The organism is Microbacterium sp. NPDC076768, from assembly GCF_040687205.1.
In the GTDB taxonomy this organism is placed as follows: Bacteria; Actinomycetota; Actinomycetes; order Actinomycetales; family Microbacteriaceae; genus Microbacterium.
On the sequence record NZ_JBFBMU010000001.1, the window covers coordinates 128,947 to 153,845 of the forward strand.

Sequence of the window (24,899 nt, forward strand, 5' to 3'; positions counted from 1 at the left end):
CACCCCCCTCCCTGTCAAAGGACACTTTCATGCCGTTTCGCAGCCCCTTCCCTGACGTCGAGATTCCCCACGTCACCCTCTACGAACTTCTCTTCGGCTCCATCGCGAAGGACGATCTCGATCGACTTGCCGCTATCGATGCGGTCTCTGGCGCCGGGACCACTTACCGTTCTCTCCTCACCGACATCGATGCCATCGCGGGAGCCCTCGCCGCCCGTGGTGTCTCGGTCGGCGAGGTCGTTGCCCTGCATTCCCCTAACAGCCCCGCGTTCGTATCTGTTTTTCATGGCATTTTGCGCGCAGGCGCTACGGTGACCACGGTTAATTCGCTTTCCACTGGCGATGACATTGCGCGTCAGCTGACTGACTCCGGCGCGCGATTGTTGCTCACCGTCTCACCGCTTTTGGCGGCCGCACTCGCAGGTGCACGCGCAGCGGGGTTGTCGCCCGACCAAGTGATCGTGCTGGACGGAGCAGAGGGCCACACCTCGCTGAATGACCTCCTTACCGGCGGACATCCTGCCCCGGAGATTTCGATCGATCCGGCGACGCACCTTGCTGTTTTGCCCTACTCATCTGGCACCACGGCGCGCCCCAAAGGGGTGATGCTCACCCACCAAAACCTCGTCGCGAATGTAGTGCAAAGCGCGGAGCTTATCGGCGTCGTGCCAGAGGATCGTGTGCTCGCTGTCCTGCCGTTCTTCCACATCTATGGCATGACAGTGCTGCTCAATCTCGCAGTGCTGCGGCGTGCGACGCTCGTAACCATGCCGCGCTTCGAGCTGGCGGACTTCCTCCGCACAATTGCGGAGCACAGGTGCAGTTATATTTTCATCGCCCCACCGATTGCCCTCGCCCTGGCGAAGCACCCACTCATCGACGAGTACGACCTCTCCAGCGTGCACACCGTGTTCTCTGGTGCCGCGCCGCTTGACGGCGGCATCAGCAAAGCAGTCGCCGAGCGGCTCAACTGCCGCGTGCGTCAGGGATACGGCATGACGGAGATGAGTCCTGTTTCACACGTCGTGCCGCTGTCGGCAACCGCGATTCCGCTCGACTCCGTCGGCATCACACTTCCGAACATGGAGTGCAAACTCGTCGATCCTGCCACGGGAGAAGAGATTCCGGTTCCCGAGTTTGGTGTGAGCGAGCCAGGCGAAGTCATGTGCAAGGGGCCGAACGTCATGGTCGGCTACCTCGGAAACCCCGAAGCAACCGCAGAGACACTCGAGGACGACGGCTATCTTCACACCGGAGACGTCGCAACCGTGAGCGCGGAGGGCTACATCACCGTCGTTGACCGGCTCAAAGAGCTCATCAAGTACAAGGGTTATCAGGTCGCCCCTGCCGAGCTCGAAGCGGTGCTGGTCAGCCATCCGCTGATCGCAGATGCCGCCGTCATCGCCGGACACGACACCGACGGCGAAGAGGTTCCGAAGGCCTTCGTCGTCTTGCAACAGGGCGCTGAGCTGACCGGCGACGAAGTGATCGCCTACATCGCCGACCGCGTCGCTCCTCACAAGAAAGTAAGACAGGTCGCCATGATTGATGTGATCCCCAAGTCCGCCAGCGGAAAGATCCTCCGCAAAGATCTGCGCGCCGCCGAGGTGTCCGCATGAACGCTTCCTACGACTACATCGTTGTCGGCGCAGGTTCCGCCGGAGCAGCCCTCGCTGGCCGTCTGAGCGAAGACCCCTCCATCAGCGTCTTGCTTTTGGAGGCAGGACCTTCCGACAAGAAGATGGAAATCCACATCCCCGCCGCTTTCCCGAAGCTCTTTCGTTCCGAGGTCGATTGGGACTACGACACCGAACCGCAGCCGGGGCTGGGAGGCCGCCGCATCTTTTGGCCGAGAGGCAAGATGCTCGGCGGCTGCTCGTCGATCAACGCGATGATGTGGGTGCGCGGGTTCCGTGAAGACTATGACGCGTGGGCAGAAGCCGCGGGCCCCGACTGGTCGTGGAAGTCACTCGTTCCCTACTTCCGTCGCGTCGAGCGCGTTGAGCACGTCGATGGAGAAGACACGGCTGCGGAATCTGAAACCGGTCGAGAGGGTGCCATGAGCATCCAAAACCAGCGCAGCAGCAGCTCGCACACAGCCAGGTTTCTGGCCGCCGCGCAGCGGGTAGGGATCCCTCGCGTTGCGGCGAACGGCCATAACCAATCCGGCGCGAGCCAGACAATGGTCTCGCAGGCGAACGGCTCGCGTTTCAGCACGGCTGACGGTTATCTCAAGCCCGCGCGCAAGCGTCCCGGTCTCACCGTGCTCACCGAAGCCCAGGCCACGCGTGTGGTCTTCGAAGGCACCAAAGCTGTGGGCGTCGAGTACGAGCACCGCGGCGTTACGCACACCACCCGGGCACAGCGAGAGGTGGTGCTCTCCGGCGGCGCCATCAACACTCCGCAGCTACTGATGCTGTCGGGCATCGGCGACCGTACCGAGCTGGAGAACCTCGGCATCTCGGTGGTCGCACACAGCCCAGAGGTCGGTAAAAACCTGCGCGATCACCTGATCACGATCCTCGCCGTCGATGCCACAAACGACACTCTCTACACAGCGGAGAAACCAGGTCAGTTTCTGCAATACCTCACACGCAAGCGCGGCATGTTGACCTCGAACGTCGGCGAAGCCTACGCCTTCGTTCGTTCGAATGCCGATCTCCCCCTGCCCGATCTTGAACTCATCTTTGGGCCCGTCGGATTCGTCGGCGAAGGCCTCGTCGCTCACGACGGTCACGCGCTGACGCTGGGCGTGATTCTGGTGCAGCCCGAGAGCACCGGCACAATCAAGCTGGCCACGACCGACCCGTTCGACAAGCCCCTCATCGACCCGCAATACCTCAGCGATCCAGGGGGCAAAGACCGTGCGGCTGTGTTGGCTGGTCTCGCGGTGTGCGAGGAGATTCTGGTCACGCCCGAGCTCCGTGCGGTCACCCGCGGAACGTTCGCGCAGCCCCTCGGCGCGGAGACTATGCCCCGCGGCGAACGTGATGCCCTGGCAATCGAAAAGCACGCCCACACGCTCTACCACCCTGTCGGCACCGCCCGCATGGGAAGCGACGCCGGATCGGTCGTTGACGAACAGCTCCGCGTACGCGGAGTTTCGGGGCTGCGCGTCGCCGATGCCTCCATCATGCCCACCATCATTCGTGGGCACACCAACGCGCCAGCGATCGTCATCGGAGAGAAGGCAGCTGACCTGTTGCGGTCGGCGTCCTGACTTTTACGGGTGCTGCGTCGCGGTAGTCAGCGACGCAGCACCAGACGCGGCTCGATCAGGATGTGCGTTGCCGCAGCTTCGGCCGTGGCCGCCTGCACCGTCTCTCCATCCGGCCCCAGCAACAGATCGAGGCAGGCGGTCGCCACCTCCTCTGGAACCTGCTCGACGCTCGAAATTCCGAGGGCTTCTGCGACCGGCGTGTTATCGAACCCCACGACCGGCACCTCGTGCCGCCCTGCGTCGGCAAGGGCAAGATGGGCCCCGACCGCCAGAGCGTCGGTCGTGCACACCACCGCGTCCAGCACGCTGTCTGCCCTCTCCAGAAACTCACTCATCGCGGCCCGCGCGGTAGCGACGTCGTCTGCGACCGCGATTGTGGGAGCATTGATCCCCCGTTGCCGTGATGTTCTGCATCTTCCAAAAACGAATCATGAACACCAGCGAAGGAGCCGTCAAAGGATGAGCACCGATTCCCGCCCACCCAAACCCGCACGCATTCAGCCTCTGCTGCACGACGCGATCATCGCCGTACGCGCACCTTCCCAGGCCTGGTCGCAGCACGACGGAGACATGGGCAGCACCCCCATCACTGGCATCTTCCACGGAGATGTGCGGCATGTGAGCAACCTCACGCTGACCTCAGACGGGCACGCCCCCGAGTGGATTTCCGCAGCGTACGACGGTGCAGATCGTGTCGTGTTCGTCGGCCTTTTGCGGCATGCCTTCGACACCGGGACCGACTCACTCGTGCGCATCGAGCGCAGGCGAACGGTGTCGGCCGACAGCGTGCGGGAGGAGATCACTGTCACCTCTCGGGTGCCGCATGCGCTCACCACGGCACTGCAACTTCGCGTGACACCTGAGTTCGCGACGCTTGCCGAGGTGAAAACGGGAACGGCCGCCACTCGTGACTTCACGGCTTCCGTCGAAGATTCCGCAGCGGTTGCTACCGCAGGCAAGGCACAGTTCACCGTGTCGAGCGCGTCGGCAGACGCAGGCCTCGTTGACAACGAGATTCTGCTCGACTGGCCAGTCGAGGTTGCACCGTTTTCGTCGACCACCGTCAACTGGAGCATCTCACTCAGTGACGACTCTCTCGTCGTCCGTGAACCCACCGCTGCATGCACCTGGGACATGCCAGAGAGCTTCGACGATGCGCGCATCTCCCGCTGGCTGACAACGGCACTCGCTGACCTCGATGCGTTGCGGCTGGCGCTGCCCGACCACCCTGAAGATGATTTCTATGCAGCGGGTGCCCCGTGGTTCTTGACGCTGTTTGGGCGCGACTCGCTGTGGTCAGCACGTCTGGCCCTCCCCTTCGACACGAAGCGTGCCGCCTCAACTCTTCGGGTGTTGGCGCGCTTGCAGGGAACCAAGGATGATGTGGAATCCGTTGAACAGCCAGGAAAGATCCTGCATGAGCTGCGCAGCGAACCTCTCGATCTTCCCGGCGAAGGCCTGCTGCTCCCTCCGGTGTACTTCGGGACGGTAGACGCCACGGCGCTCTGGATCTGTCTGCTTGCCGATGCGTGGCGCGCCGGGATGTCAGAGGTAGAGGTGCGCGCGTTGCTTCCCACGCTGCGCGGTGCCTTGAACTGGATCATCGAGTACGGCGACGGTGACGGCGACGGCTTTCTCGACTATGTCGACACCACGGGCCACGGACTCGCCAATCAGGGATGGAAAGACTCCAACGACTCCATCCAGTGGCGAGATGGCGCGCTGGCCGATGGACCGATCGCCCTGTGCGAGGTGCAGGGATACGCCTACGAGGCCGTGCAAGCCGGCGCTGATCTCTACGACCACTTCGACGAACCAGGTGCAGCGGAGTTGCGCACCTGGGCCGCACAGCTCAAAGAACGCTTCGCACGGTCGTACTGGGTAGAGACCCCGGAAGGCCGCTATCCCGCTGTCGCCCTCGACGCGCACAAGCGCCCCGTCGACACCCTTACAAGCAACATCGGTCACCTGATCGGCACCGGCATCTTGGAATCCGCAGAGGAAGCCTCGATTGCGGAGCTCTTGGTCGGGCCGAGCATGCTTTCCGGATACGGCCTGCGCACGATGTCGACGGGAGCTGCAGGGTATTGGCCGTTGAGCTACCACGGCGGCAGCGTATGGACGCATGACTCAGCGGTCGTCGTGCACGGTATGGCACGCGCCGGACTATGGGATGCCGCGCTGCAGATCAGTGACGGCTTGCTCGCCGCCGCTGAGGGCTTCGACTACCGGTTGCCGGAATTACATGCGGGCGATCCGTCGGCCGAGAGTTCGCGGCCCGTGCCGTATCCGTCGGCATGCCGCCCCCAGGCGTGGGCCGCCGCAGCCGCCGTCACCGTCGCGGACGTGGTGACGCGCGCGCAGGAAAACGGCGTGACGAGCGCCCCATCACCTGACACCGACAAGAAGCAGCGCACGCGCAAGCGTGCCGCGCGGAAGCAGACGCCCTCTCAGTCGGCTGCGGCGTCCGCAAGCGTGTCAGAAAGTGGCGGCTCCGACGTCGGGTAGTTCCCCCGCATCACAGACCCCGCATCCGACGCTCGATGCGGGGTCTGTGACGTCTCCCCGCGTTGCGGGGTTGCACTCCGTTCCACGGCCGTCAAGGGCGCTGCGCGTCCCTTCGGGAGAGCCCTGCGGGCGCCCCTTGACCGCCCCTCCACTCCATGCAAGGCGGCAAGTGTTCGCCGAAAGCAGGCAGCTCGGCGCAGACGCCGAACTGCTCACTTTCGGACGACACTAACCAAGGGAGAGGACGTCACGATGGGCACTCTGGTTGCGTTCACGACGAGACTGCCGACGCAAGATGATGACCGGGCCAGCCTGTTTCGGAAGGTTGCTGAGCGCGATCAGCAGTGCGCGGCTTTCGGGCGCTGCGTCTATCACCTTTTGAACACGGTCACGGCCAACAGGACCGAGCTTGTGACGGTGATTGACACGCTGTCGAACGACGCTGATTGACCGCTAGGAGCGCTCGGGTCCGTTCTTCGATGCGCCCCGTTCGACGGCTGTCGGGCGCGCGACCGCGGCACGCTGTTGGGTGCGTGCCAGGGCGGTATCGACGAGCGCGGCGCTGTGTAGGCTGCGGGACCTATCGACCTCGACTGTCGCCTGCGCAGGACGCCCCTCGGCGTCTGCTGCGCGCGCCTCTTCAGCGGTCGTCCGGAACACCCGATAGCGCCCGACCGCGGAGCATTGCTCAGCCAGCGCGCGTGCTGCGGCCTCCGGCTTCGACCGGCCGCCAGGGCCGTCGAACACGTCGCGCGCATACTCGCTGGGAACCCATCGGCCGCCGAGCGAGTCACCGCCCTCCAAGGCGGTCTTGTAGGCGTGCTCCCAGCGACCGCGGATGCGTTCTTCCGACAGCTCGTAGGGCACCTCGACGTCGATCACACGGACGTCGTAACCGGCCTCGTGGAGGCGATGCCCGAGCGCGAGGGCGTCCGACTCGTTGCTGAGCACGGTATCGATCACGAGGTTGTCGCCCGCGGCGATCGCATCCGCTCGCAGACTCTTGGCCAGGTAGGACGATTCCTCGTGCACGAGGGATGCCAGCTCCAGCGGGTAGAACCTCTCGCCCTGCGCCTCGCGCTCGCGAATCGCGTCAGGCATGAGCCACTGGTCGTAGCTCCCATCCGCCTCTGCCTCACGTAGAAGCGAGCGCTTAAACTCATCCGCGTCAATCACGAGGTACTTCCCCCGGTGCTCCCCGAGCACGTCGGCCAGGACGGTGCTTTTGCCGGCGCCGGGAGGGCCGGCAAGAACGATCGCGCGGCACTGCTGCTCGACGTCGGGAGCTGCCGCGCGCGCTTCGTCGATGAGCCGTTCGTGGAGAAGGTCACGCGTTAGAGTCGGCTCGCCGCCGACCCACCACGACGGGTTGTTCGTCGTGGCTGTAGCGGCATCTTTTGAGAGTGCCTGACCAGGCTTTGATAGCTCGCGCACCGTGTCCATGTGGCGAGCGACTGCATCGGAAACCACGCTCTAGTCGCCGTGCCGGTCGTGCGCACGAACCTTCCCGCTGACCTTAACAGGCCTGCCGGTGACCTTCACGATCTTGCCGGTCACCGCACTCCGGTAACCAGTGCTGAGTATGCCTGTGCCACCCCTGCGGTCGCTCGCGTTTCCACGGGGGCCCTTCACTTCGAGCTGCAAACCGCTCGGGGTCTTGATGACAAAGCGGCCGTTCTTCTCGGTGACCTCTCCCCCGCCGATCGCCATGGCAATTTCTCGAACGGTGTCACGCGCGCGATCCTTCGGTGACGTCTTGCGCGGCGCAACCTTCTTCTCTGGTGACGGCGCGGTCGCGATGTTGTGGCGGCGGTTGAAAACTTCCTCGTAGACGTCGTTCTCGATGAGCTCACGTCGTCGAGCGTCGCTGACCTCAGACCAGGTGCCGGCCGGGTCGACGATGAGAGAGTCATACCCGTCTGTGCGGCCGCCCTCGACGTAGGGGAACCGAGTGAGTTCGTCGACGAGCTGTGCGCGGTCGATTATGCCACCCGCGTAGCGCTGGCAAATCTCATAGGGCGTCGCGCCGGAGAATCCCTCCAGCGGCATCGTGACCTTGGCGGCCGTACGGAGTGCGCTGGACACGGACGGCTGCGCAATCCCGAGCCATTTCGAGATCTGCGTCTGGGTGTAGCCGCACTCTTCGAGTCGGAGCAGCTCACGCCGGTAGTCCAGATCATCGATTTCCTTCCGGCGACGGGCGCGCATTGCGGCGCGTGCCTCGACCGGAACCTCTGCGATCGTCATAACGATCACCTCCTATAGAACATTCTATAAAGGATGCCTTGAAAGGGCTAGGGTTTGAGCGCACGGCGAACGCTCGTGGCTCCGACTCCGAGCACGCGGGCGACGCTCTCCCAGCTCTGCTACTCGGCCCGCATCCGCTTGGCCGTCACGATCCGCTCAGGCGTCATCACGCTCGGCCGGCCGCCTACGCGCCGGGGTTCTGCTCGCGCTGGGGGACTCGGGCGTAGCCGACTTCGTGTGCCATGCCGAAAACGGTACTGCCGATGTTCCGGCGCGTTTTGGTTTCGGCAGGGGTTTTCGGCGGATAAATCCTCGGCGTGTCGTGCACCTGGTTGTGGAGTTGATCGCTCTGTGTCGTATCGCATCTGTTAGGAGACAAATGAGTTATGAGACGCTCGCTACAGCGGAGACGCCGCCGAGTTCTAAACTGCCGGACAGGGTTTATTCACTCGAAACCGCGACGCGCGTAGTTGACGACCCACCCCTTGTCGGTGAGGTTGACCGTGCGCCGGCGCAGATCATCTTCGTCAATCTCAGCTTTCACGAGCGATGCTCGTTCCAATGCTACGAAGTTGGTCCGCATCTGTTGCGCCGTATTGAATCCGAAGACTTCGTTATCTCTTGGCGCACAAGTGCCGCCGGCTTCAGCGAGGTCATCAAAAAACCTCCAGGCTCGAGGTTGCAACGAGATGGCCCGCACAATCTTGTCCGCCTCCTCGGCGAGCCAAATGTCTAGGTACTCTCGAAAGGAGCTGGGTTCGCCGATATGACCCTCGATATCGAGCCACACAGAGAACGATTGTGCGTACTTGAGGGCATCGCGGAGATTGTGGTTGCAGACGTCGTACAGGTGCCGGAAGGCACTCGGATCGAGAGTGGGCGTGGCATCATCCCGGAGCGCGTAGTGCTGGACACGAGCAGCAATCAACGGCTCGATCCAGTCATCCGCCACAGGGAGAATCTCAATTGGGCTTCCCACTCGTCCTTCCAACCTCGGCGAAGTAACGGCTGACCGGACGATGCCCAGGGCGCCGCAAAGCACCCATCGCACGCGCGGGATCTCGAGCACTGTGTCGCGAACCTGCTCGAGAACGGACCGTGCCTCATTGCTCCGTCCAAGTAGTTCGACGTTGTCGATAATGCCGATGAGCCCGCCATCGCTCTCGTCTGGGAAGGTCTGGAGCAATGCGGCTTTGACTAGTTCTTCTAGCCCGGATGCGACAAAACCCTCACTGGTGTTTGCTTCGCGCGAGACCTCAGCATTAACGCCGTTCCCAAGAATCTGGAATCCGCCACCACCGCCTTGGATGAGGGGATTATTCAGCCAACCACGTAAAGCATCGAGATTCGCTGTAGCTATATCGCAGTCAGCAAGGAACGCCTCATGGGAGATCAGCGCCTGCCCAACAGCCATGAGGGCATCCCGATACAGTCGGTCTGCATCCGTTTGCACTTGCAAGATCTTGTCGATGGGAAGCCAGGTTGGCGCGTCAAAGTTTGTTCTACGCTCTTCCATCAAGCGATAAGCATTGACCAGCACAAGGCTGGTCTTTCCGACGCCGTTGGATCCTTCCAAAGTGGGGTGCAGCGTCGTGTTCTCGATTTGGCTGCGGAGGGTGCGGCTTTCAACGTCACGCCCAATCATCAACCGGTCGCCCTCTTGCGTAGCGCGGAGGGGACGCGAATCGTATGGGTTTCCGCTGAAGCCAAGGTCTTGCCAGATCGCCATGTGTTCCTCCGCTGTGGATGTATCGCAAGCGTAGAACCTGGACGCGTTTAACGCGACGTGCTCAGCGTCTTCTGTTACCCAGCGGGGTGCGCCGAGGCAGTCAGTCGAGGGCGAGGGCCTCCATAGCCCAACGTCGCGAGGCGAATCTTGCCGAGGTTGTGCACGAAGCTTGACTACCGATGAAGTCTCAGCTGCGTCTCGTATCCCTAGAGTTTCGGGACGTCCCGAAAGTGCATGAGCGCTCACAGCGCGCCTGTCAGTGTCCGAAGTTACTGAATCCTCCTCCCATGGCATAAGAGACAGTCGCCGCACTTCGCGCGATCGGCTGACTCACACGAGTGTTGAGGACTTCGGACAGAAGTGTCGAGGACTTCGGACATTGACAGCTCCCCGCGACTTTCTCACTGTCAGCGAGTCCCGCAACTATGTGTCATAAGTTGGTGCTTGGATCCAAGTAATCACCATTAGTTATGGGACACCAAGGGGACACGATGGGGAAGCTGATCGGGTACGCGCGAGTGTCGACGCGGCAGCAGTCGACGGACCGGCAAGAAGCTGACCTGCTCAGCTCCGGGGTCCGGCGTGACGACCTCTATGTCGATCAGGGCGTCTCGGGAGCGCGGGCGTCACGCCCACAGTTCGACCGTGCGGTTGATGCTCTCGAGCAGGGCGACACGCTTGTCATCACCACTTTGGATCGTCTCGGACGGTCCACGCAGAACATGCTCGCTTTCGCGGAAGGGCTCCGTCAGATCGGCGCTGGTCTTAGAGTCCTGAATCTTGGCGGCGGGGACGTGGACACCTCCACACCGATGGGTTCGATGCTGTTCACGATCATGGCCGCTCTGGCGCAGATGGAACACGACATCAAGAGCGAACGGATCACCGACTCCATCAGTAAACGACGTGATGCTGGGAAGGATCTCGGCGGGAGGCCCCGGCGGATCACCGACAGTCAGATACGCAGCGCGCTCCACCTCATCCAGAACGGAGAAACCACCACACAGGTCATCCGCGACCTCGGGATTTCCCGTTCCACGTTCTATCGCCGCGCAGCAGAAATCACGCCCTAATCACACCCGCCATGGCAGCGGACGCGACACGAAGTGATCACAGAACACAGCCAAAGAGCGCTGAACTCCACAGCACCTGGTCGTCGACGTCGACGCGGCTCTTATTCGGACTGCTGCGTTCATTCGGCGCCGCATCGGAACGGACGCCGTCGAAGACGTCGATAGATTGGTTCCTATGTGGATCGAAACCTCTCGACAGCTCCCGAGCAACATTGACCAGAAGATCACCGCAGTAATCGGCAGACGAGAGGATCGTGAGGACACTGTGTGGCTGGACCTCTCGTCGGGCGGCCGGATCGTGCTCGCCGCAAACGGAGGCTGGCGGACCGCAAACAAGTCTGCCTTTCACGCGCTCTACGTGTCCCCGACAGGAGAGATCAGCAATGCTACGCATGGCTTGCTCGGTCGTTCTGTTCCATTCGACACATCCGAGACCGGTGCCGGCACCTATTCAGCGCGCATGCGTGCGTGTGTTGCCCACATCGAAAAGGTCTTGGGGGCTACTGTCCATCGTGTGAACGTGTGACAGGAACGGGCCGTAGTAGCGCGTCCTCTCGTCGCCTTCGTTGGTTAGCATGGTCGCCTTGACGATCACGGCGGGTCACGGTGTGCTCCTGGTCACGTCGACGGCTGCGCCGGTGGCCACGTTATCGAATGTGCCGGCAGCGGCCTCGAGAATCGCGTCTACGACACCCGGGGACGCCTCCCGGGGGCATGGGTCGGATGAGCACGGCTGGAGTGTCACAACACCCGTCACGCGCCCCTCGCGTATCCACACGACGTCAAGCGGCACGCGGGTTTCCTGCATCCACACTTCGGTGCGCTGCGCAGGCTCGATCGGGAACCACATGCCGGTGCCCTCGGGAACGCTGTCGCGCCCGCTGAGCCCTTCGCGCTGCGTCTCGGGGGTGGCCGCCTGTTCGGCGGTGACCATGACTCCATCGATGGTCACGCGCAGTTCGTCGACGCCGGCGGCGCAGCCGGTGAGGACGATCGTCGCGGCGACCGCGACGACGGCCGCTGCCCGCTTCATTCCAGGGGCCGGCCTACGGGGCCGGTGCCGGGAGGCATCGGATCGAAGTGCTCACCGGGGTAAACGGCTGGCCCATCGACGGTATTGCAGATGCCGAAGCGGAGACCACCAAATACGCCGAGCTCGACCTCGTCGCCTCGCGCTCAGCCGTGGTGTGGGGGCCGCTCAACGACCTGCCGCGTGACCGACGCACCGACCTCTATGACGAGCTCCTCGGTTACGACGGCGCGCCCACCGTACGGTAAGGGCATCGGCTCATGACATCGACACCTCGACCCAGAGTCAAACAAAGCGAACTGCGTCTCCCAGGTGTGTTTGTCGGAGCGGGACTCGCAGTCGCCGCGGGGCTCGCCCTTAGCGGGCTGCTGCGACTGCTCTCCACCGACACGTCCAGTGCGTTTGAAGCATGGCTCGGGACACTGCCCGAGGACGGGTGGTCACGCCTGCTCTGGCTGGCGAGCGACATCACCGAGCCGCAGTTCTACGCGTCGCCCATAGCTTCAATCGGTCTCCTGATCGGTGCGCTGATCGCCTGGCTGCTGCAACAACGACAGACGCGTTTCTCCGGACAGCCAATCGCCTACGGAAGCGGCCTCTGGCCGTGGATGCTCACTGCTGCGTCCCTCAGCATCATCATCTCGAACGTGGCATTCGGCTGGATGCTCGAGTCGGGTTGGCAACCAACTTTCGTCCCCTTCGTGTGCGTGGCACCCGCTCTGGTCCTCATCTACGGTGCGGGCTGGCGCATCGTCCTCACCGGAGCAGTTCTCGGATCGCTTACGACGCCGCTCGCAATGCTCCTGATAGCCCTCGTCACGGCACCGCTGGGCCTTCCCGTAGTCGTCGCGAACACTCTCTCGATGGCTATCGGGACGACAGCCGTCTTCCTTCTTGCCCGAATCCTCCCCTGGCTTCGCATGCCGGCATCCACATCAACCGAGCCCGAGCGACTCGAAGACGCCTCACCCCGCCCGTCTCCGCGGCGCACGCTGCTGGGCGACGCAGTGTGGACCGTGCGGCGAGTCCTGTGCGACTTCACGGAGACTCAGTTCTGGGCCACCGAGTGGGCAAGTATCGGCCTCCTCCTCGGGCTCACGGCTCAGATCGCCCTGATGTCAATCCTCCCGGCATACGGATCCGACCTCATCCCCCAGATCCTCGTGGCGCAGACCCTGACTTCCGCCATCGGCGTGCTTCTCTGGCGCCACCTCTATCAGAACGGCGGATGGGCGCCGACATACGTCTCACTGGTATCGGTCGCACCAGCGACGGTACTCGCCACCGGCGGCGCTCTGGTCCCACTCTTGTTCGGGGCTGTCGCAGGGGCGGTGCTCTGCCCGCTGGTGGCTCGTCCCATCTCGGCGCGGCTGCCAGCGGACTTCCATCCTTTCATCGGCAACGTCATTGCCATGGCAGTCGTCACCGCGGTTGTGGTTCCGATCGCGATGCTACTTCCGCAGTGAGACCACGCCTTCATTCGGTTCGAGCTTCCAAAACTCATCGATACACCTCCTCTACATCTCGGAGGCAACCGTCGATCCGCAGTGACGCGGCACGGCGTGGGGTGATGCACCCCACGCCGGCACTGCTCGCTAACCTCTGCCTATTCAGCTCCAAGATGAGAAGACACATGATCACTGATACGCAAACCCGACAGAGCGAGATCTCTCCGCGAATCTCTCGGACTTGGCTCCTCGTCTCGGCTGACCGCGCGGACGATTTCGAGAGAGCGACAGAATCTCAAGCTGATCAGATCATCCTCGATATCGAGGATGCGGTCGATCCATCCAACAAAGATGCGGCCCGGCAGAACGTCACCGCCTGGTTGCAGTCCGGGCACCAGGCGTGGGTACGCGTGAATGACCGATCCACAAGCTTCTGGGCACAAGACCTCGATCGCTTGCGTGAGGTTCCCGGTCTGCAGGGGGTAATCCTGGCGAAGACCGAGACGCCGGACGAGGTGTCGAAAACTCACGCACGTCTCGGCGGCAACGTCCCAGTGATCGCCTTGATCGAATCGGCTGTAGGCGTCGAAAACGCGGTAGCGATCGCGAGCGCACATGGCGCTTTCCGTCTCGCGTTCGGAAGCGGAGACTATCGACGCGACACAGGAGCAAGCGCTGACGAGCTCGCCATGGCGTATCCGCGATCACGCTTGGTAGTAGCAAGCCGGGTAGGCCGCCTACCGGGTCCAATAGATGGGCCCTCGGTTAGCCCAAGTCACCCCCTCGTCCGAGAGCAGTCCGAGTCCGCTCTAGCGCTGGGCATGACGGGTCGCTTGTGTCTGAACATCCCGCAGGTGTCAGTGGTCAACGAAGCAATGAGTCCCGCCCAGTCGGACATCGCTTGGGCTATGGAATTCCTCGACAGCTTCTCCGCACGCGGCGGGATCATCCAGGACGGCAGTGACCTGCCGCGGCTCTCGCGGGCTCAGAAGATACTCACATTGGCGCAAGCGTTCGCGCTCATATAGCGGACGCGCTATCCGCGCAGAGGGTGTCTCGGCCCTGGTCCGGATGGGCTGTGTAGCCTGAGCATTTTCGCTTGAGCACGCGACCGGCCTGGAAAACGGCGGAGCTTGGCCCCCTGTCGTAAACGATCGTTTTTGGTGGGATGACGATCTCGGTCCGGATGCGGGGCAGACGCGCCGATCAAGTAGCTGCCGAAACCCATTGCCGAAACCTGTTGCGCCGGAATGGTCAGCCCAACGTTTCTGGCAGGTTGATGGAGACGTCAGGGTCAGACGGGATTATCGGCTTGGCGTCACATCACCCGCCCGCCTTCTCAGGAGTGTCGCCTCTCCCCCGTTGACAGCTTTGAGAGATCGGACTGGTAGCCGCTCATGCGAGGACTCTCACCGTCTACGCGGTCTCGGACGGTTCGTTTATGGACCGACGGCGCACGAAATCGGCGATCTCTTCGTTCGTGTAGGTGGCCTTCATGTACCAGTGATTCGTCTGCTGCTGCCAGAATTCGGCGTCGCGCTGCAGTTCCGCGTTCTCGGCCGTAAGCCGGATGATCTCTTGCCTCATCCAGTTCCATGACTCCCAAGACACCGGGCCGCGTTCCTGCGACTGCTCGTCGGACCCGGGGCCGGCTTCCTGTGGCTGCTCGTCGGTCATCGTTCAGCCCATGCGTGCAGCGACGCGCTCGATGTGGTCAGGCCGCAGATCGCACCAGTGGTCTTCGTCATCGACCACGACGACCGGGGCCGTGCTGTACCCCAACTCCACGGTTACGTACTCCCGCGCAGCCTCGTCGTGGCTGATGTTCGTCTCGATGAACGGGATGCCTTTGGCCTTGAGCATGCGTTTCGTCATCTCGCACTTGCCACAGCTCGGTCCGGTTGTGTAGACCCTCAGAGGTTCCATATCCGTTTTCCTTTCTCGTTCAATTCGCTGGCTCGTTCCTGATAAGCGGAGCAGTGCCGCAGCTAGAGGGCCGGAACACCACACGGAGTGCGGTGGGGGAGAGAATTTCGTCGCGATCTGAGGGAGAGTAGCGACCGCGTGACGAAAATCTTGGAGGAGCGGGCCCCGGAGGGGCTTGTGTGTCGGACCGCGGCGGCAATGATGGAGCGGCAGGAACGATGCCCGAAGCTCTCTGATACCTGGCGGCCCGGAGGGCCGCGCGCCTGGTCGCGCAGCGGCCACTGGGGGAGTGTGAGGGGGTTGCTCCCCTCACACCGTGCCCCGAAGTGCACGGCTGGCGGATCTTCCTCGCAGAGCTCGACGCCGGGAACCGTGGCGGCGACTTCCTCAAAGTGCGCTCTAACTGTCTCTGTGGCGGTCCAGTAGTGCGCGTCTCCCTGGTCGTCGTGCCAGGCAGGGCAGCGGTTGCGTCGGTGGTGTTCATTTCGTCTCCTTTATCCCTTATGCCTCTATTAGCTCTGTGCGAGCTGGGCGGCGGTGCGGTGGTCCTGGATCTCGGCGTAGGGCGCGCGGTCGGTCCAGCTGTAGGGCGTCTCCACGCTGACGGTCTTGGCGTTGACGCGGGCGACCTTCGACCAGTGGCCGCGGATCTTCACGGCGTCGCCCTTGGCGATGGTGTCGCGGCTGTAGCCGGTGGCCTGGCCCGTGGCGATCTGGTCGGCGCGAAGCCGCCTGACACCGAAGCCACCAGACACACGAACGACCTCACCACGCTTTCGGCGAGGTGAGGTCGTTCTTGTGTTGCTATGCGTGCTGTCGACGCCTGATCAAGAGGATCGCGCCGAGGGCGAGGAGCAACCCCGCAAGCGTTGCCGAGCCTGCTACCCAGATGCCGTTGACACCGGTCACGGCAAGCGGTGGCACAATTTCGATGCCGAACGTGTTCACGACATCAATCGTGATCACCACTGGCTCATCAATGCCCCCTGCGGGAACGACGATGCCAGAGGCGTAGTTGGCGGCGCTGATCTCGACGCGGTCGGCTCCGCCATCATCCGTCTCAGTGGCGAAACAGCGCGCTCCCACCGGCAGGATCACCGTCTCACCCTCTGGTGTGGTGACGGGTGCTGGAGCCCCAGGTGTGACGGTCATGGATCCGCTGAACACTGTCGTCAGCGCACCATTGGCGTCTGCGACCTGACACGTGACCAGCACCTCAAACTCGTCATTGGCGTGGGCCGCGGCTTGCGTCCCGACAACCTCTTTCGCCACCTCGACAGTGCCGGTGGAGAAGACGTTGTTCATTTCGGCAAGAAGCGGAGCGTCGACGGTGCCCTCAGTGATCGTGACGACAACGGGGGCGGCAGGCGCATCTGCACCGCCTGCAACAGTCTCCGTCACAACACACTCTGACCCCACAGGGAGCGGTCCGATCGGGTCCGAAACGACAGCACCATTGGCGCTACCGATGACCGTGGTGTTCTCGCCATTCAGCACCGACTGGCCGGCGAGCGTGCATGACACGCTGAACGTGAACTCGACCTGACCGAACGAGTCGGCTCCCGACCCTGAGATGGTTTTCGACACGGCGAGATAGCCGGCGTCGAAGGTGTTGGTCGCGTTGACCTCCACCAGCGTCGGTTGATCGAGCTGCACCACCTGGGGCTCCGCAGCAGATGTGGCTCCAGCCGAATCTGTTTCCGTGACAGTGCACTCGGTGCCCACCGGCACATCGAACGCGGCACTGGTCTCGCCCGCCGCGAGGACAACCTCTTCGTCGAGCACGACGTCGCCATCCAGCGTGCAAACGATCTGGAATGTGAAGTTCTGTGGCGCGGTTGAGGCAGCATCTCCGTCTACCGTCTTGGTGACGGCGATGGACGCGGCCCCGACGTCGACGGTCACGCAGGTTTGGGTCTCGTCATCTTCACAGGGCGGCGTGGTGATGACTGCTCCTGGGCTGGAAAGCACGTTGGTGACCTCGCCGATGACCCCTTCGTTGATCGTGGCCGTGACGATCCAGGTCTCCTCACTGCGTGCAGCGATGGGATACTCCTCCCATCGGATGCTGGCGGTTTCCGCGTCGTAGCTGAGCGTTGGCGGATCCAGCGCAGGATCGATCGACACGAATGTCAGCTCATCGGGAAGCGTGTCTGTGGCGTCAACCGTGGTGTCTACCGCCGAGGGGTTGGCGATAGAGATCTGGTAGCGCACCTCGTCACCCGGCACGAGATTCGATGCATCGAATCCTGGCGCCAGAGTCTTGCCGATCATCGTGACCGCTTCTGCGGTGACACCGACCTTGGGAGGGGCACTCGGCTGCATCCAGCTCTCGTCTGGCATCTGCGCATTCGCCGCGATCGAGTTCCAGGCGACGTCACCCACCGCGATATCGGTGGGGACCGTCATATTGACCGCAAAGCTGAAGCCTTCGCCGAACACGTAAGCGTCGCGGCCGATAGCCCGTAGCGCTGTCACCGATGCGGGGTCAGCCGGCGGGGTGAGCGACCAATCGTTCTCGCAACCCGCGTTCTCGGCGTCGGGATAAACCTCGTCACGGCATGGGTTTACCGCGGTCGAGTAGGCGATCTCTACGCCCTCTGACACATCAGAGACGCTCACAAACTCAGTGGCAAAGTCGCTGTCGCGCGGCAGCCCGGCAGACGTGCCACCCACTCCCACATCTCCGATGGCGGGGAGGATGTCGTACACGACCGGGTTGCTCAGCGTGGTCGCACCGGTGTTGCTCCACCCCACTTGGAACTGCACGTCGCCACCGTCTGTACCCACCGTGCCGATGCCGGGATACGACTGCGGGGCGTCATCGTTGTCACCCTGCACTGTCTTGGTCGACACGAAGCTCGCCGTGTCCGGTTCCGGGGTGATCTGCATCGCCGCGGTGGCGAAACAGTGCCGGTCGTCGGTCGTGCCGTTGCCGTTGAAGTCGACGGCCTCTACCTCTTCTTGCACCAGAGGCTGATCTTGCTGGCACTGGGCAGAGAGTCCTCCGACGGTGTAATACACCTGAGCCGTGTTGTCATACGTGGCTGGCACATCCGCATCCACGCTGACCCCGAACTGCATCCGCTCGGTCACGAGGCCGATGCTGCCAGGCGCCACAGCGAGCGTTTCTCGGGTCCAGGTGACTCGAATAAGCTCACGCCCGCTGTTCAAGTAGTTCGGGATAACCTCAATCGAATCTGCGGGCATCTCGTAATCCTGCTGTATGCCGTTTTGTGTGATGACGACGTCTGCCGTGATCTCCCCGGGAACTGAGGTTGAAGTCATCCCCTCAGGCAGCAGGTCTGTCACCACAAAGTCTTGCGTGGCCGTCGACGGACTCGTCAACCGTGCGGTCAAGCGGAGGTTCGCGTTGCCTCCGGACTGTCCGGCGAAGGACTTGTCGATTCCCGTCTGCGCCTGGTTGATGACGCGCAGCGAGGCAGTCCCTGTCGGCTCACCGATCACCTCGCCCTCCCACGTCACGGTGGCGTGCGCTGTGTTTTCGACAAGAGAGAGGTTTCGGACGGTACCCGTGACGTAGCCGAAGACAGCCCAGCGAATGGTCTGCCCTGAGAGCCCTACATCTCCGGGGTAGAGCAGTTCAGAAACGACGACCCCGGACGGGACGCTGTAGGTACTCGCGTTGCGGGCGTCATCGCCCACGTGCTCGAGGTCGATGACGCTTCCGTCGGCGAGACGCGCCTGCGGCTGGTACGCCGCGGCATCGAACTCGTCAACGCCCGCCGCAGACGACCACACAGACACGGTCGTCGGGATGAACGCCGGCGTGCTGCAGAGGTTGCCTGGTGCATTGGAATCGTGGGTTATCGCGAGAAACGTGAAGCAGGGCATCGGGTCAACGATCGATACCTGCGCCCCGGAGCCTGCGATACTCCACTGGAGTACTGCATCTTGTAGCCGGACTGCACCAGACCCGTTGCTTCGTTCGGCTTGTAGCTGTTCAGCACGTTCGCCGGTTGAGTGTCGCGAATCGGCCCCCACGACCCTGGATAGGTGGTGTGGGAGTTCTCTTCTGTCTGGTCCCCCTCGGCGAGCACGTCACGCAACTGCGCAAAAGAGCTCTTCGTGAAGGTGCCGACGCCTGGAGCCTGGTCCGGCGGGAGCAACGTCACAAGGGCGTCGTCCGTCTTCTCCGGGATATCTTGGCCATCCGTTGTTTCCGAGGTGACACCAGCGACGTTCTCGATCTGCTCGATGTCTCCGGCGATGCCCTCGTCGATATGCGCCACCACGTGAATGAGGGCGGCCCCGTTTTCCCCTTCGGTCGTGCAGCTTGCAGGGAGCGGGTCTAGCACCCACGTCAGCGGATCTGCGCCCGCATCCACCGGTTGAGGTTCCGCGCTGTCGAAGACAAGTCCCTCCGGGAGCGTGTCGGTGACGGTCATACTGCTGGCGAAGATGTTTCCCGCACTCGGCTGCGTGCACTGCACGACGATGTCGTACTCGACGGTGTCGCCCGGCTGGCGAAAACCGGTGCCTTCTAGCGTCTTAGAGATCTCGTGAGTCAGTGTTGCTGTTGCGGTATCGGTCGCCACCGTATCGCTGGTGGAGTCTGGGATGTTCGAACCAGAGATTGTGGGCTGCAACTCCCACGTTGTTCCGTCTGGGGTGATGTTGTTGGGAGGAGTAATCGTGAACGGGAACGAGGCCGACTCTCCGGCCTCGAGTTCGCCCAGCTCAACGATCAAGACGCCGTCTTCCACCGACCACGTCGCATCAGGCGAACTCGTTGAGATCATCGCTTCGATCTCTTCATCTGTGAACGGCACGGCAGCGAGTCCCGCGAGAGGGATTTTGATCACCACGTCTTCACAGGGCGTCACATCGCCCTCGAGCGCAGAGCAGCTGTAGCTCACGGTGTGAGCAAAATCGCTGCCCGATGGGTTCGACTGCTCCCCGCCTGTGATGGTGACGGTCGCTCCATCTGCAGCGTGCGCCGCTGTAGCGGGAATCACCAGTCCAGCCGTTACCAAAACGACGGCTCCCAGCATGACGAAGAAACGTCGCATTTTACTCCTCCAGAGAGTGACTACCTAAGTTTGACTGATGCCGTCACCTCAGCGAAATCACTTTTCCTAGATCGCACGGTATTTTGCGTTCGAGCCGGAATGGAGTGACGCTCGTCGTCGTTGCTCTTGTGGCCTGCCAAGATCGTGACGCAACCGGAGAACGCCGCAAATGACACACGCCCTACCCCCTCATCACGATGCCGCTGAGCTCGATAACGCCGCCTGGCATGCGCTGACCGGTCCGCATGCCCACTTCGCCGAGGGTAACGATCTTGCACGCCGATACCCGAGTGATGTTGCCCCTTTCGTCGCGGTACGCAGTTGGGCAGAGCCGCAGGTATGGGATTCGCTGGTGGAGCTCGTGGGTCACGGCGCAGAGATCGGGCTTTCGGGCGGTGTACCCGAGTTTCCGCCAGGGTGGGAAGAACTGTGGCGCGGCCAGGGCGTGCAGCTTGTAGAGACCGAAGCGCTCCGCCCTGTGCCCGATCCCGAGGTAGTCGTGCTGGGGCGAGAAGATGTGCCAGAGATGCTGGCACTCGTGGAACGCAACAAGCCAGGCCCCTTTCTCCCTCGCACCCACGAGCTGGGCCGCTACGTCGGATTCCGTCGTGAAGGACGACTCGTCGCCATGGCAGGTGAGCGACTGCACCTCGACGGGTGGACCGAGATCAGTGCCGTCTCCACCGACGACGACTACCGGCGGCAGGGCCTGGCATCACGGCTCGTGCTCGATATCGCGTTCCATATTCAGCAACGAGGCGAGCGCGCACTCATGCACGCTTCAGCAGCCAACGTTTCAGCGATCGCGGCCTACGAGCGTCTCGGATTCGCCCGCCGCACTTACACAACTTTCGCCGGAGTGCGCGTTCCCTGACGCGGCGCGGGACCACCTGCGCGAAGAGACTGATGCCAGACGGGGAGGGTTGCCGCTGAGCGGTCGTCCTCCCCGTCTGGTTTTAGCGCGGGGACAGCGCTGCGTGTCTTCAGACCTAGACCGGCGCACCAGAGCTTCACTGACTGGGGGATCAGTTAGCGCTGGGGACCCCGCCCCCCTTGTATCGCTGAAAGAACACACTTTGAGTGGAACACGTCGACCGCGCTGTGCACCGGAAAAACGGCAGATTTCGCACCGCCGCTCACCCCAGCCTCCACTCGCGCTTCACCCCCGACGCACGTCTACACTTCACCCGAGGGCGAACTTCGCGTGAGTCTGTCTCGCGGATTACCGGAGCTGCGCTTAAGCACGGTGCTTCTGGTTACGACGACGCGCGAACAAGATCGCGCCCGCACCGCCGAGCATCATCACGATCGCGGACCAGACCGCCGCGAGGCCGAACTCGCCGCCGGTTTTCGCGAGACCGGTCACCTGAGCATCATCCGTCTGACTCGACACTTGTGCGTCTTCCGCCCCAGACTCAGATGACGACGGAGAGCCCACCGGATCCGTGGCCTGCTCTGTCCCCTCTTCATCCCCCTCGCCCTGGTCGGGATCTTCGACGCCACCGTCGTCGTCTCCGTCGTCGTTCGTCGAGTGGGCAGGACGATCCGGAGCATCTTCGATATCGCCGGTGTCTTCACCGTCGTCTTCGCCGATGTCTTCGTCGATGTCTTCGTCGATGTCTTCGTCGATGTCTTCGTCGGTGTCTTCACCATCCTCGTCATCGTCGTCGCCCTGCGGCGGGTACGGCGGACGGTCCGGACGGTCAGGCCGGTCGTCAGCGTTGTCGTCATGAGCGTTGTCGTCATAAACGCTGTCGTCGTCATCGTCGACCACACCGCCTTCATAGATCGGTGCGCTCATGGCGGTACTGCCGTTTCCGACCGCAGACACATCGTCGATCGTCAGATCGGACGCGTGCGCAGCAGTGACCCCGCCTGCGCTGAGCATCGCTGCCGCAATGACAGCGGCTGTTGCAACGACGAGACGACCTTTGCCGCTTTTGAGTTCGGATCCGACCTCTGCCTTGTGAGCTGTCGTCTCGATACTGGTGTTCATCAATTTCTCTCTCTTCCGATGCGACAAGCCGCTGCCTCGTGCATGCACGATGAGTGGCTCTGTACCCAATGAGACGAACGCGGAAGGGTTCAATTACGCGACGCGTGCGAACTTCACCCGCAGGTGAATACCCGGGTGAGCAGAGCATGAGATCAGCGGTTTCGTGCCCGTATCCGCCACCCCATCTGCCGCATGTAGCCTGATTTCACAGCGCGCAGCTTTCGGGCTCAGCGCCGGTGATCTTGGTAGGCCGAAGGGTGGGAGTCTGACGTGAACACAGCGCAACGATTGCTGCGAGTTGCTACGGCTGGCACACCCGGACTTCGACGCATTCGCCGCCCTGCCCATGCGCAGTCTCCCGAGTTCGACCTCGCGTATGCGCGCACCGGCCCGCGCACGAAAACGCCGACCGTCATCATCCCTGGAGGACCAGGACTCGGGTCGATCGTGCCTTACCGTCAGCTGCGACGCTGGGCGGCACAGGGTGATCTTGACGTGATCATGGTGGAACACCGCGGTGTCGGGCTGTCGCGACTCGACAGCTCAGGCCGCGACCTCCCCCACTCTGCGATGCGCATCACCGAGGTCATCGACGATATTGCCGCGGTGCTTGACCACGAGGGTGTCTCGACCGCCTTCATCGTCGGTTCGTCTTACGGCAGTTACCTCGCCAGCAGCTTCGGCGTGCGCCACGGAGACCGCGTGGAAGGGATGCTGCTCGACTCTGCGTTGCAGGCAACAGCAGACCTGGATCTGGAGCGCACCGCGGTGCGTGACCTGTTCTGGCACGGCGACGGTCCGCTCCCCACCGCGGTAAGGCGACTACTCGCCTCTGGTGAGGACGAACAGAAGTTGGTGACGATCCTCCGAGCGGCCTACGAGCTCGGCGGACATGAGCTGGTGGAACCTCTCGTGCGCCAACGCCTCAACGGACGCAAAGGGTTGGCCTGGCGCGCGCACGACGCCTACGCCGCGCGCGATGATTCCATCGCGGGCTTTCCTGGGGTGTACGAATTCGACATCGCCGGAGCAATAGGGTTCCGCGAGCTCGGCTACGGAGCCCCTACAGACGGTCTCCCTCTGGATCCGGCACTTACCTATGCATCGATCGCTCACCGTTTTCCCGCGTTCGAGAAAGACACCTTCGATCTTCCCCAGCTCACGCCGACCTTCACCTGGCCGCTCGTTGTGCTCAGTGGCACTCGCGACCTCCGCACGCCGCCGCAAATCGCTCGGCGCACCGTCGACACTGCGCAGAGGGGAACGCTCTTGACGATCGAGAACGGGCACAGTGCGCTGGATACGCAGCCTGCAGCTCTTCTCAACGTGGTCAAGCGACTCACGCAGAATCGCGCGCACAGCCTCAGCGGCAGGGAAAGCGAGCTGGATCTGCTCCCGCGGCGAGGCCTATCGGCCCGCCTCCCCCACTACCTCGGTGCCGCTGTGCGGCTAGACCAGATGCTCGGTTATACCCGCTGAGCGTGCACCGCTTCAAGGGCGTCCGCATCGGCGTCCGACATGCCGTCAATGTTCTCGCCGTTCCACACGATGTCTGAGGCAAGGGCGGCGAGCAGTTCTTGCCGCGAGCCGTGCGCCATCTTCGCTCCGTGCACGAGCGTGGCCGGACTCCACATCATCGCGATGCTGTCGTGCCAGCCCGCGCCCACATCGCGCACGTGCGTGAGATCGTGCAAAGACTTCGGCAGATGGCTGAGCGGCTCAGCGAAGGCATCAGCGAGCACCGCGATGCTGACCTGACGCTCGACGCCAGGCTCAACGACGGCCGTCTCGGTGTTCGTGCCAGCCAGCGCAGCGGCGAGCTCGTCTGCTTCGAGCAGGATGACCCCATTTGTCGAGCGCGGGTTGCACTCGATGGCGTACAGCTGGCCATCGTTGTTCACGAAGTCGAACGACAGCTGACCGTTGTAGTCGCCGCCAAGTGCCGCGACGATCTGCTCGGTGTACGCGAGCGTTTCGGTGCTGTCGATCGCCTGAAAGTCGATCCCCGTGCTGTGCGCCCACTGCTCAGGCGCCCGGTATGTGCAGTGCGCCGTCACCCGTCCGTTTACGACGGTGCTGTAGGTGCAGATCATGGGGCCGTCGACGAACGGTTGCACGAGCCATGGCTGATCGGGGGTGGGGGTGCAGTCATCGACGCTCATCTTTCCCGCCAGCGGACCCGTGTTCGTCAACAGACCGACGCCACCACGGGAGAACGCCGCGCGGGCGAAGTAGCGAGGATAACGGTCGATTGCGGCGAGCAAGGACGCGCGGTCGGTCGCCACCATCGTCTCGGGAATCGGCACCTCGGCCTGTTCGGCGAGTCGCTGAAAGCTCGCTTTATCGTGCAGACGAGCGAGCTTTTCGAACTCACCCGTAAAGAGCGTGACGCTGTCTGGCAGGTCGCCGCGGCGAGCCGACAGGTAGAACGCCTCTTCAAAGCTCGGGATGATGAGGTCGATGTCGTGCTCGGCAACGATCTTGTTGATGTCTGCGATGTACTGATCCGTCGCGAACCGAGGAGAGGCCGTGACGGCATGGCCGGCGAGGTACTTGGAGTGACTTCCGACTGCACCGGCGTAGGTGTCCGTTGCAACGACCGTGTGACCTGTGCTGCCCAACTTGCGGATGATGTCGAGCGCGAAAGTGTTCCTCGAACTGGTGACCAAAACTCGCATGCTACCTCTTT

The 24,899-nt window shown here is 62.8% G+C and carries 23 protein-coding genes; 11 read left to right on the plus strand and 12 right to left on the minus strand.

The window, feature by feature from the left end:
- Window positions 1–29: 29 nt before the first annotated feature.
- Entirely contained in the window at window positions 30–1,619 is a 1,590-nt protein-coding gene (locus AB0O87_RS00755) for an AMP-binding protein (protein ID WP_363510690.1), read from the plus strand.
- Window positions 1,616–3,220, plus strand: coding sequence for a GMC family oxidoreductase N-terminal domain-containing protein (locus tag AB0O87_RS00760; RefSeq protein WP_363510693.1), 1,605 nt, complete (start codon window positions 1,616–1,618; stop codon window positions 3,218–3,220). The genes AB0O87_RS00755 and AB0O87_RS00760 overlap by 4 nt, the downstream gene beginning before the upstream one ends.
- A 26-nt stretch (window positions 3,221–3,246) precedes the next feature.
- Here the strand turns inward: AB0O87_RS00760 and AB0O87_RS00765 are convergent, their stop codons facing one another.
- Window positions 3,247–3,555, minus strand: coding sequence for a substrate-binding domain-containing protein (locus tag AB0O87_RS00765; protein WP_363510696.1), 309 nt, complete (start codon window positions 3,553–3,555; stop codon window positions 3,247–3,249).
- Window positions 3,556–3,679: 124 nt separating this feature from the next.
- On the opposite strand from AB0O87_RS00765, the gene AB0O87_RS00770 reads away from it, so the two are divergent.
- Together AB0O87_RS00770 and AB0O87_RS00775 are read left to right on the plus strand one after the other, a co-directional pair.
- The gene (locus tag AB0O87_RS00770) at window positions 3,680–5,728 is read left to right on the plus strand and encodes a glycogen debranching N-terminal domain-containing protein (protein ID WP_363510699.1); all 2,049 of its coding nucleotides are present in this window, start codon (window positions 3,680–3,682) and stop codon (window positions 5,726–5,728) included.
- 252 nt (window positions 5,729–5,980) lie between these two features.
- Window positions 5,981–6,178: a hypothetical protein gene (locus AB0O87_RS00775; RefSeq protein ID WP_363510702.1), complete on the plus strand. Its 198-nt coding sequence runs from the start codon at window positions 5,981–5,983 to the stop codon at window positions 6,176–6,178.
- Window positions 6,179–6,181: 3 nt separating this feature from the next.
- Here AB0O87_RS00775 and AB0O87_RS00780 read toward each other — a convergent pair whose 3' ends face one another.
- The 3 genes from AB0O87_RS00780 to AB0O87_RS00790 form a co-directional block, all read right to left on the minus strand.
- A complete protein-coding gene (locus tag AB0O87_RS00780; protein WP_363510705.1) occupies window positions 6,182–7,171 on the minus strand; it encodes a zeta toxin family protein in 990 nt (329 codons plus the stop codon).
- A gap of 30 nt (window positions 7,172–7,201) precedes the next feature.
- Window positions 7,202–7,975, minus strand: coding sequence for a hypothetical protein (locus AB0O87_RS00785; protein WP_363510708.1), 774 nt, complete (start codon window positions 7,973–7,975; stop codon window positions 7,202–7,204).
- 445 nt (window positions 7,976–8,420) lie between these two features.
- Complete coding sequence (locus AB0O87_RS00790) at window positions 8,421–9,704, minus strand: hypothetical protein (protein WP_363510710.1); 1,284 nt, start codon at window positions 9,702–9,704, stop codon at window positions 8,421–8,423.
- A 491-nt stretch (window positions 9,705–10,195) separates the two neighbouring features.
- Between AB0O87_RS00790 and AB0O87_RS00795 the strand changes: the two genes are divergently transcribed.
- Window positions 10,196–10,777, plus strand: coding sequence for a recombinase family protein (locus AB0O87_RS00795; protein WP_363510713.1), 582 nt, complete (start codon window positions 10,196–10,198; stop codon window positions 10,775–10,777).
- A 175-nt stretch (window positions 10,778–10,952) separates the two neighbouring features.
- On the plus strand, window positions 10,953–11,303 hold the full coding sequence (locus AB0O87_RS00800) for a hypothetical protein (protein ID WP_363510716.1): 351 nt from the start codon (window positions 10,953–10,955) through the stop codon (window positions 11,301–11,303).
- 75 nt (window positions 11,304–11,378) lie between these two features.
- On the opposite strand, the gene AB0O87_RS00805 is transcribed toward AB0O87_RS00800, so the two are convergent.
- Window positions 11,379–11,810, minus strand: coding sequence for a DUF192 domain-containing protein (locus AB0O87_RS00805; protein ID WP_363510719.1), 432 nt, complete (start codon window positions 11,808–11,810; stop codon window positions 11,379–11,381).
- Window positions 11,811–11,857: 47 nt separating this feature from the next.
- Here AB0O87_RS00805 and AB0O87_RS00810 point away from each other — a divergent pair, with 47 nt between their 5' ends.
- From AB0O87_RS00810 to AB0O87_RS00820, 3 genes are all read left to right on the plus strand, one after another.
- Complete coding sequence (locus AB0O87_RS00810; protein WP_363510722.1) at window positions 11,858–12,055, plus strand: hypothetical protein; 198 nt, start codon at window positions 11,858–11,860, stop codon at window positions 12,053–12,055.
- Window positions 12,056–12,067: 12 nt separating this feature from the next.
- Window positions 12,068–13,273 (plus strand): hypothetical protein, encoded by a 1,206-nt coding sequence (locus AB0O87_RS00815; protein ID WP_363510725.1) that lies wholly within the window; start codon window positions 12,068–12,070, stop codon window positions 13,271–13,273.
- A 167-nt stretch (window positions 13,274–13,440) separates the two neighbouring features.
- Window positions 13,441–14,283: a CoA ester lyase gene (locus AB0O87_RS00820; protein ID WP_363510728.1), complete on the plus strand. Its 843-nt coding sequence runs from the start codon at window positions 13,441–13,443 to the stop codon at window positions 14,281–14,283.
- Window positions 14,284–14,671: 388 nt separating this feature from the next.
- Here the strand turns inward: AB0O87_RS00820 and AB0O87_RS00825 are convergent, their stop codons facing one another.
- The 5 genes from AB0O87_RS00825 to AB0O87_RS00845 all read right to left on the minus strand — a co-directional run bounded on the left by AB0O87_RS00825 (window position 14,672) and on the right by AB0O87_RS00845 (window position 20,214).
- A complete protein-coding gene (locus AB0O87_RS00825) occupies window positions 14,672–14,932 on the minus strand; it encodes a hypothetical protein (RefSeq protein WP_363510730.1) in 261 nt (86 codons plus the stop codon).
- A 3-nt stretch (window positions 14,933–14,935) separates the two neighbouring features.
- Window positions 14,936–15,181: a glutaredoxin family protein gene (locus AB0O87_RS00830; RefSeq protein WP_363510733.1), complete on the minus strand. Its 246-nt coding sequence runs from the start codon at window positions 15,179–15,181 to the stop codon at window positions 14,936–14,938.
- Window positions 15,182–15,693: 512 nt separating this feature from the next.
- Window positions 15,694–15,936 (minus strand): hypothetical protein, encoded by a 243-nt coding sequence (locus tag AB0O87_RS00835; RefSeq protein ID WP_363510736.1) that lies wholly within the window; start codon window positions 15,934–15,936, stop codon window positions 15,694–15,696.
- Between the two features lie 49 nt (window positions 15,937–15,985).
- Window positions 15,986–19,036 carry a DUF5979 domain-containing protein gene (locus tag AB0O87_RS00840; protein WP_363510738.1) on the minus strand — a complete coding sequence of 1,017 codons (3,051 nt, stop codon included), beginning with the start codon at window positions 19,034–19,036 and terminating at the stop codon, window positions 15,986–15,988.
- Window positions 19,009–20,214 carry a hypothetical protein gene (locus tag AB0O87_RS00845; RefSeq protein ID WP_363510741.1) on the minus strand — a complete coding sequence of 402 codons (1,206 nt, stop codon included), beginning with the start codon at window positions 20,212–20,214 and terminating at the stop codon, window positions 19,009–19,011. The genes AB0O87_RS00840 and AB0O87_RS00845 overlap by 28 nt, the downstream gene beginning before the upstream one ends.
- Before the next feature lie 169 nt (window positions 20,215–20,383).
- Between AB0O87_RS00845 and AB0O87_RS00850 the strand changes: the two genes are divergently transcribed.
- Entirely contained in the window at window positions 20,384–21,088 is a 705-nt protein-coding gene (locus AB0O87_RS00850) for a GNAT family N-acetyltransferase (RefSeq protein WP_363510744.1), read from the plus strand.
- Window positions 21,089–21,451: 363 nt separating this feature from the next.
- Here AB0O87_RS00850 and AB0O87_RS00855 read toward each other — a convergent pair whose 3' ends face one another.
- Window positions 21,452–22,210, minus strand: a complete 759-nt coding sequence (locus tag AB0O87_RS00855; RefSeq protein WP_363510747.1) for an LPXTG cell wall anchor domain-containing protein — start codon at window positions 22,208–22,210, stop codon at window positions 21,452–21,454.
- Between the two features lie 270 nt (window positions 22,211–22,480).
- Between AB0O87_RS00855 and AB0O87_RS00860 the strand changes: the two genes are divergently transcribed.
- Complete coding sequence (locus tag AB0O87_RS00860) at window positions 22,481–23,689, plus strand: alpha/beta hydrolase (RefSeq protein WP_363510750.1); 1,209 nt, start codon at window positions 22,481–22,483, stop codon at window positions 23,687–23,689.
- On the opposite strand, the gene AB0O87_RS00865 is transcribed toward AB0O87_RS00860, so the two are convergent.
- On the minus strand, window positions 23,677–24,888 hold the full coding sequence (locus tag AB0O87_RS00865; RefSeq protein WP_363510753.1) for a carbamoyl-phosphate synthase large subunit: 1,212 nt from the start codon (window positions 24,886–24,888) through the stop codon (window positions 23,677–23,679). The genes AB0O87_RS00860 and AB0O87_RS00865 overlap by 13 nt on opposite strands.
- Between the last annotated feature and the right edge of the window lie 11 nt (window positions 24,889–24,899).

Coding starts and splice junctions, on each gene's coding strand:
- AB0O87_RS00800 (WP_363510716.1), top strand. CDS start 10,953: ATGTGGATCGAAACCTCTCGACAGCTCCCGAGCAACATTGACCAGAAG.
- AB0O87_RS00865 (WP_363510753.1), bottom strand. CDS start 24,888: ATGCGAGTTTTGGTCACCAGTTCGAGGAACACTTTCGCGCTCGACATC.
- AB0O87_RS00770 (WP_363510699.1), top strand. CDS start 3,680: ATGAGCACCGATTCCCGCCCACCCAAACCCGCACGCATTCAGCCTCTG.
- AB0O87_RS00785 (WP_363510708.1), bottom strand. CDS start 7,975: ATGACGATCGCAGAGGTTCCGGTCGAGGCACGCGCCGCAATGCGCGCC.
- AB0O87_RS00790 (WP_363510710.1), bottom strand. CDS start 9,704: ATGGCGATCTGGCAAGACCTTGGCTTCAGCGGAAACCCATACGATTCG.
- AB0O87_RS00765 (WP_363510696.1), bottom strand. CDS start 3,555: ATGAGTGAGTTTCTGGAGAGGGCAGACAGCGTGCTGGACGCGGTGGTG.
- AB0O87_RS00820 (WP_363510728.1), top strand. CDS start 13,441: ATGATCACTGATACGCAAACCCGACAGAGCGAGATCTCTCCGCGAATC.
- AB0O87_RS00850 (WP_363510744.1), top strand. CDS start 20,384: ATGACACACGCCCTACCCCCTCATCACGATGCCGCTGAGCTCGATAAC.
- AB0O87_RS00840 (WP_363510738.1), bottom strand. CDS start 19,036: ATGCCCTGCTTCACGTTTCTCGCGATAACCCACGATTCCAATGCACCA.
- AB0O87_RS00845 (WP_363510741.1), bottom strand. CDS start 20,214: ATGCGACGTTTCTTCGTCATGCTGGGAGCCGTCGTTTTGGTAACGGCT.
- AB0O87_RS00825 (WP_363510730.1), bottom strand. CDS start 14,932: ATGACCGACGAGCAGCCACAGGAAGCCGGCCCCGGGTCCGACGAGCAG.
- AB0O87_RS00855 (WP_363510747.1), bottom strand. CDS start 22,210: ATGAACACCAGTATCGAGACGACAGCTCACAAGGCAGAGGTCGGATCC.
- AB0O87_RS00775 (WP_363510702.1), top strand. CDS start 5,981: ATGGGCACTCTGGTTGCGTTCACGACGAGACTGCCGACGCAAGATGAT.
- AB0O87_RS00830 (WP_363510733.1), bottom strand. CDS start 15,181: ATGGAACCTCTGAGGGTCTACACAACCGGACCGAGCTGTGGCAAGTGC.
- AB0O87_RS00760 (WP_363510693.1), top strand. CDS start 1,616: ATGAACGCTTCCTACGACTACATCGTTGTCGGCGCAGGTTCCGCCGGA.
- AB0O87_RS00780 (WP_363510705.1), bottom strand. CDS start 7,171: ATGGACACGGTGCGCGAGCTATCAAAGCCTGGTCAGGCACTCTCAAAA.
- AB0O87_RS00815 (WP_363510725.1), top strand. CDS start 12,068: ATGACATCGACACCTCGACCCAGAGTCAAACAAAGCGAACTGCGTCTC.
- AB0O87_RS00755 (WP_363510690.1), top strand. CDS start 30: ATGCCGTTTCGCAGCCCCTTCCCTGACGTCGAGATTCCCCACGTCACC.
- AB0O87_RS00795 (WP_363510713.1), top strand. CDS start 10,196: ATGGGGAAGCTGATCGGGTACGCGCGAGTGTCGACGCGGCAGCAGTCG.
- AB0O87_RS00805 (WP_363510719.1), bottom strand. CDS start 11,810: ATGAAGCGGGCAGCGGCCGTCGTCGCGGTCGCCGCGACGATCGTCCTC.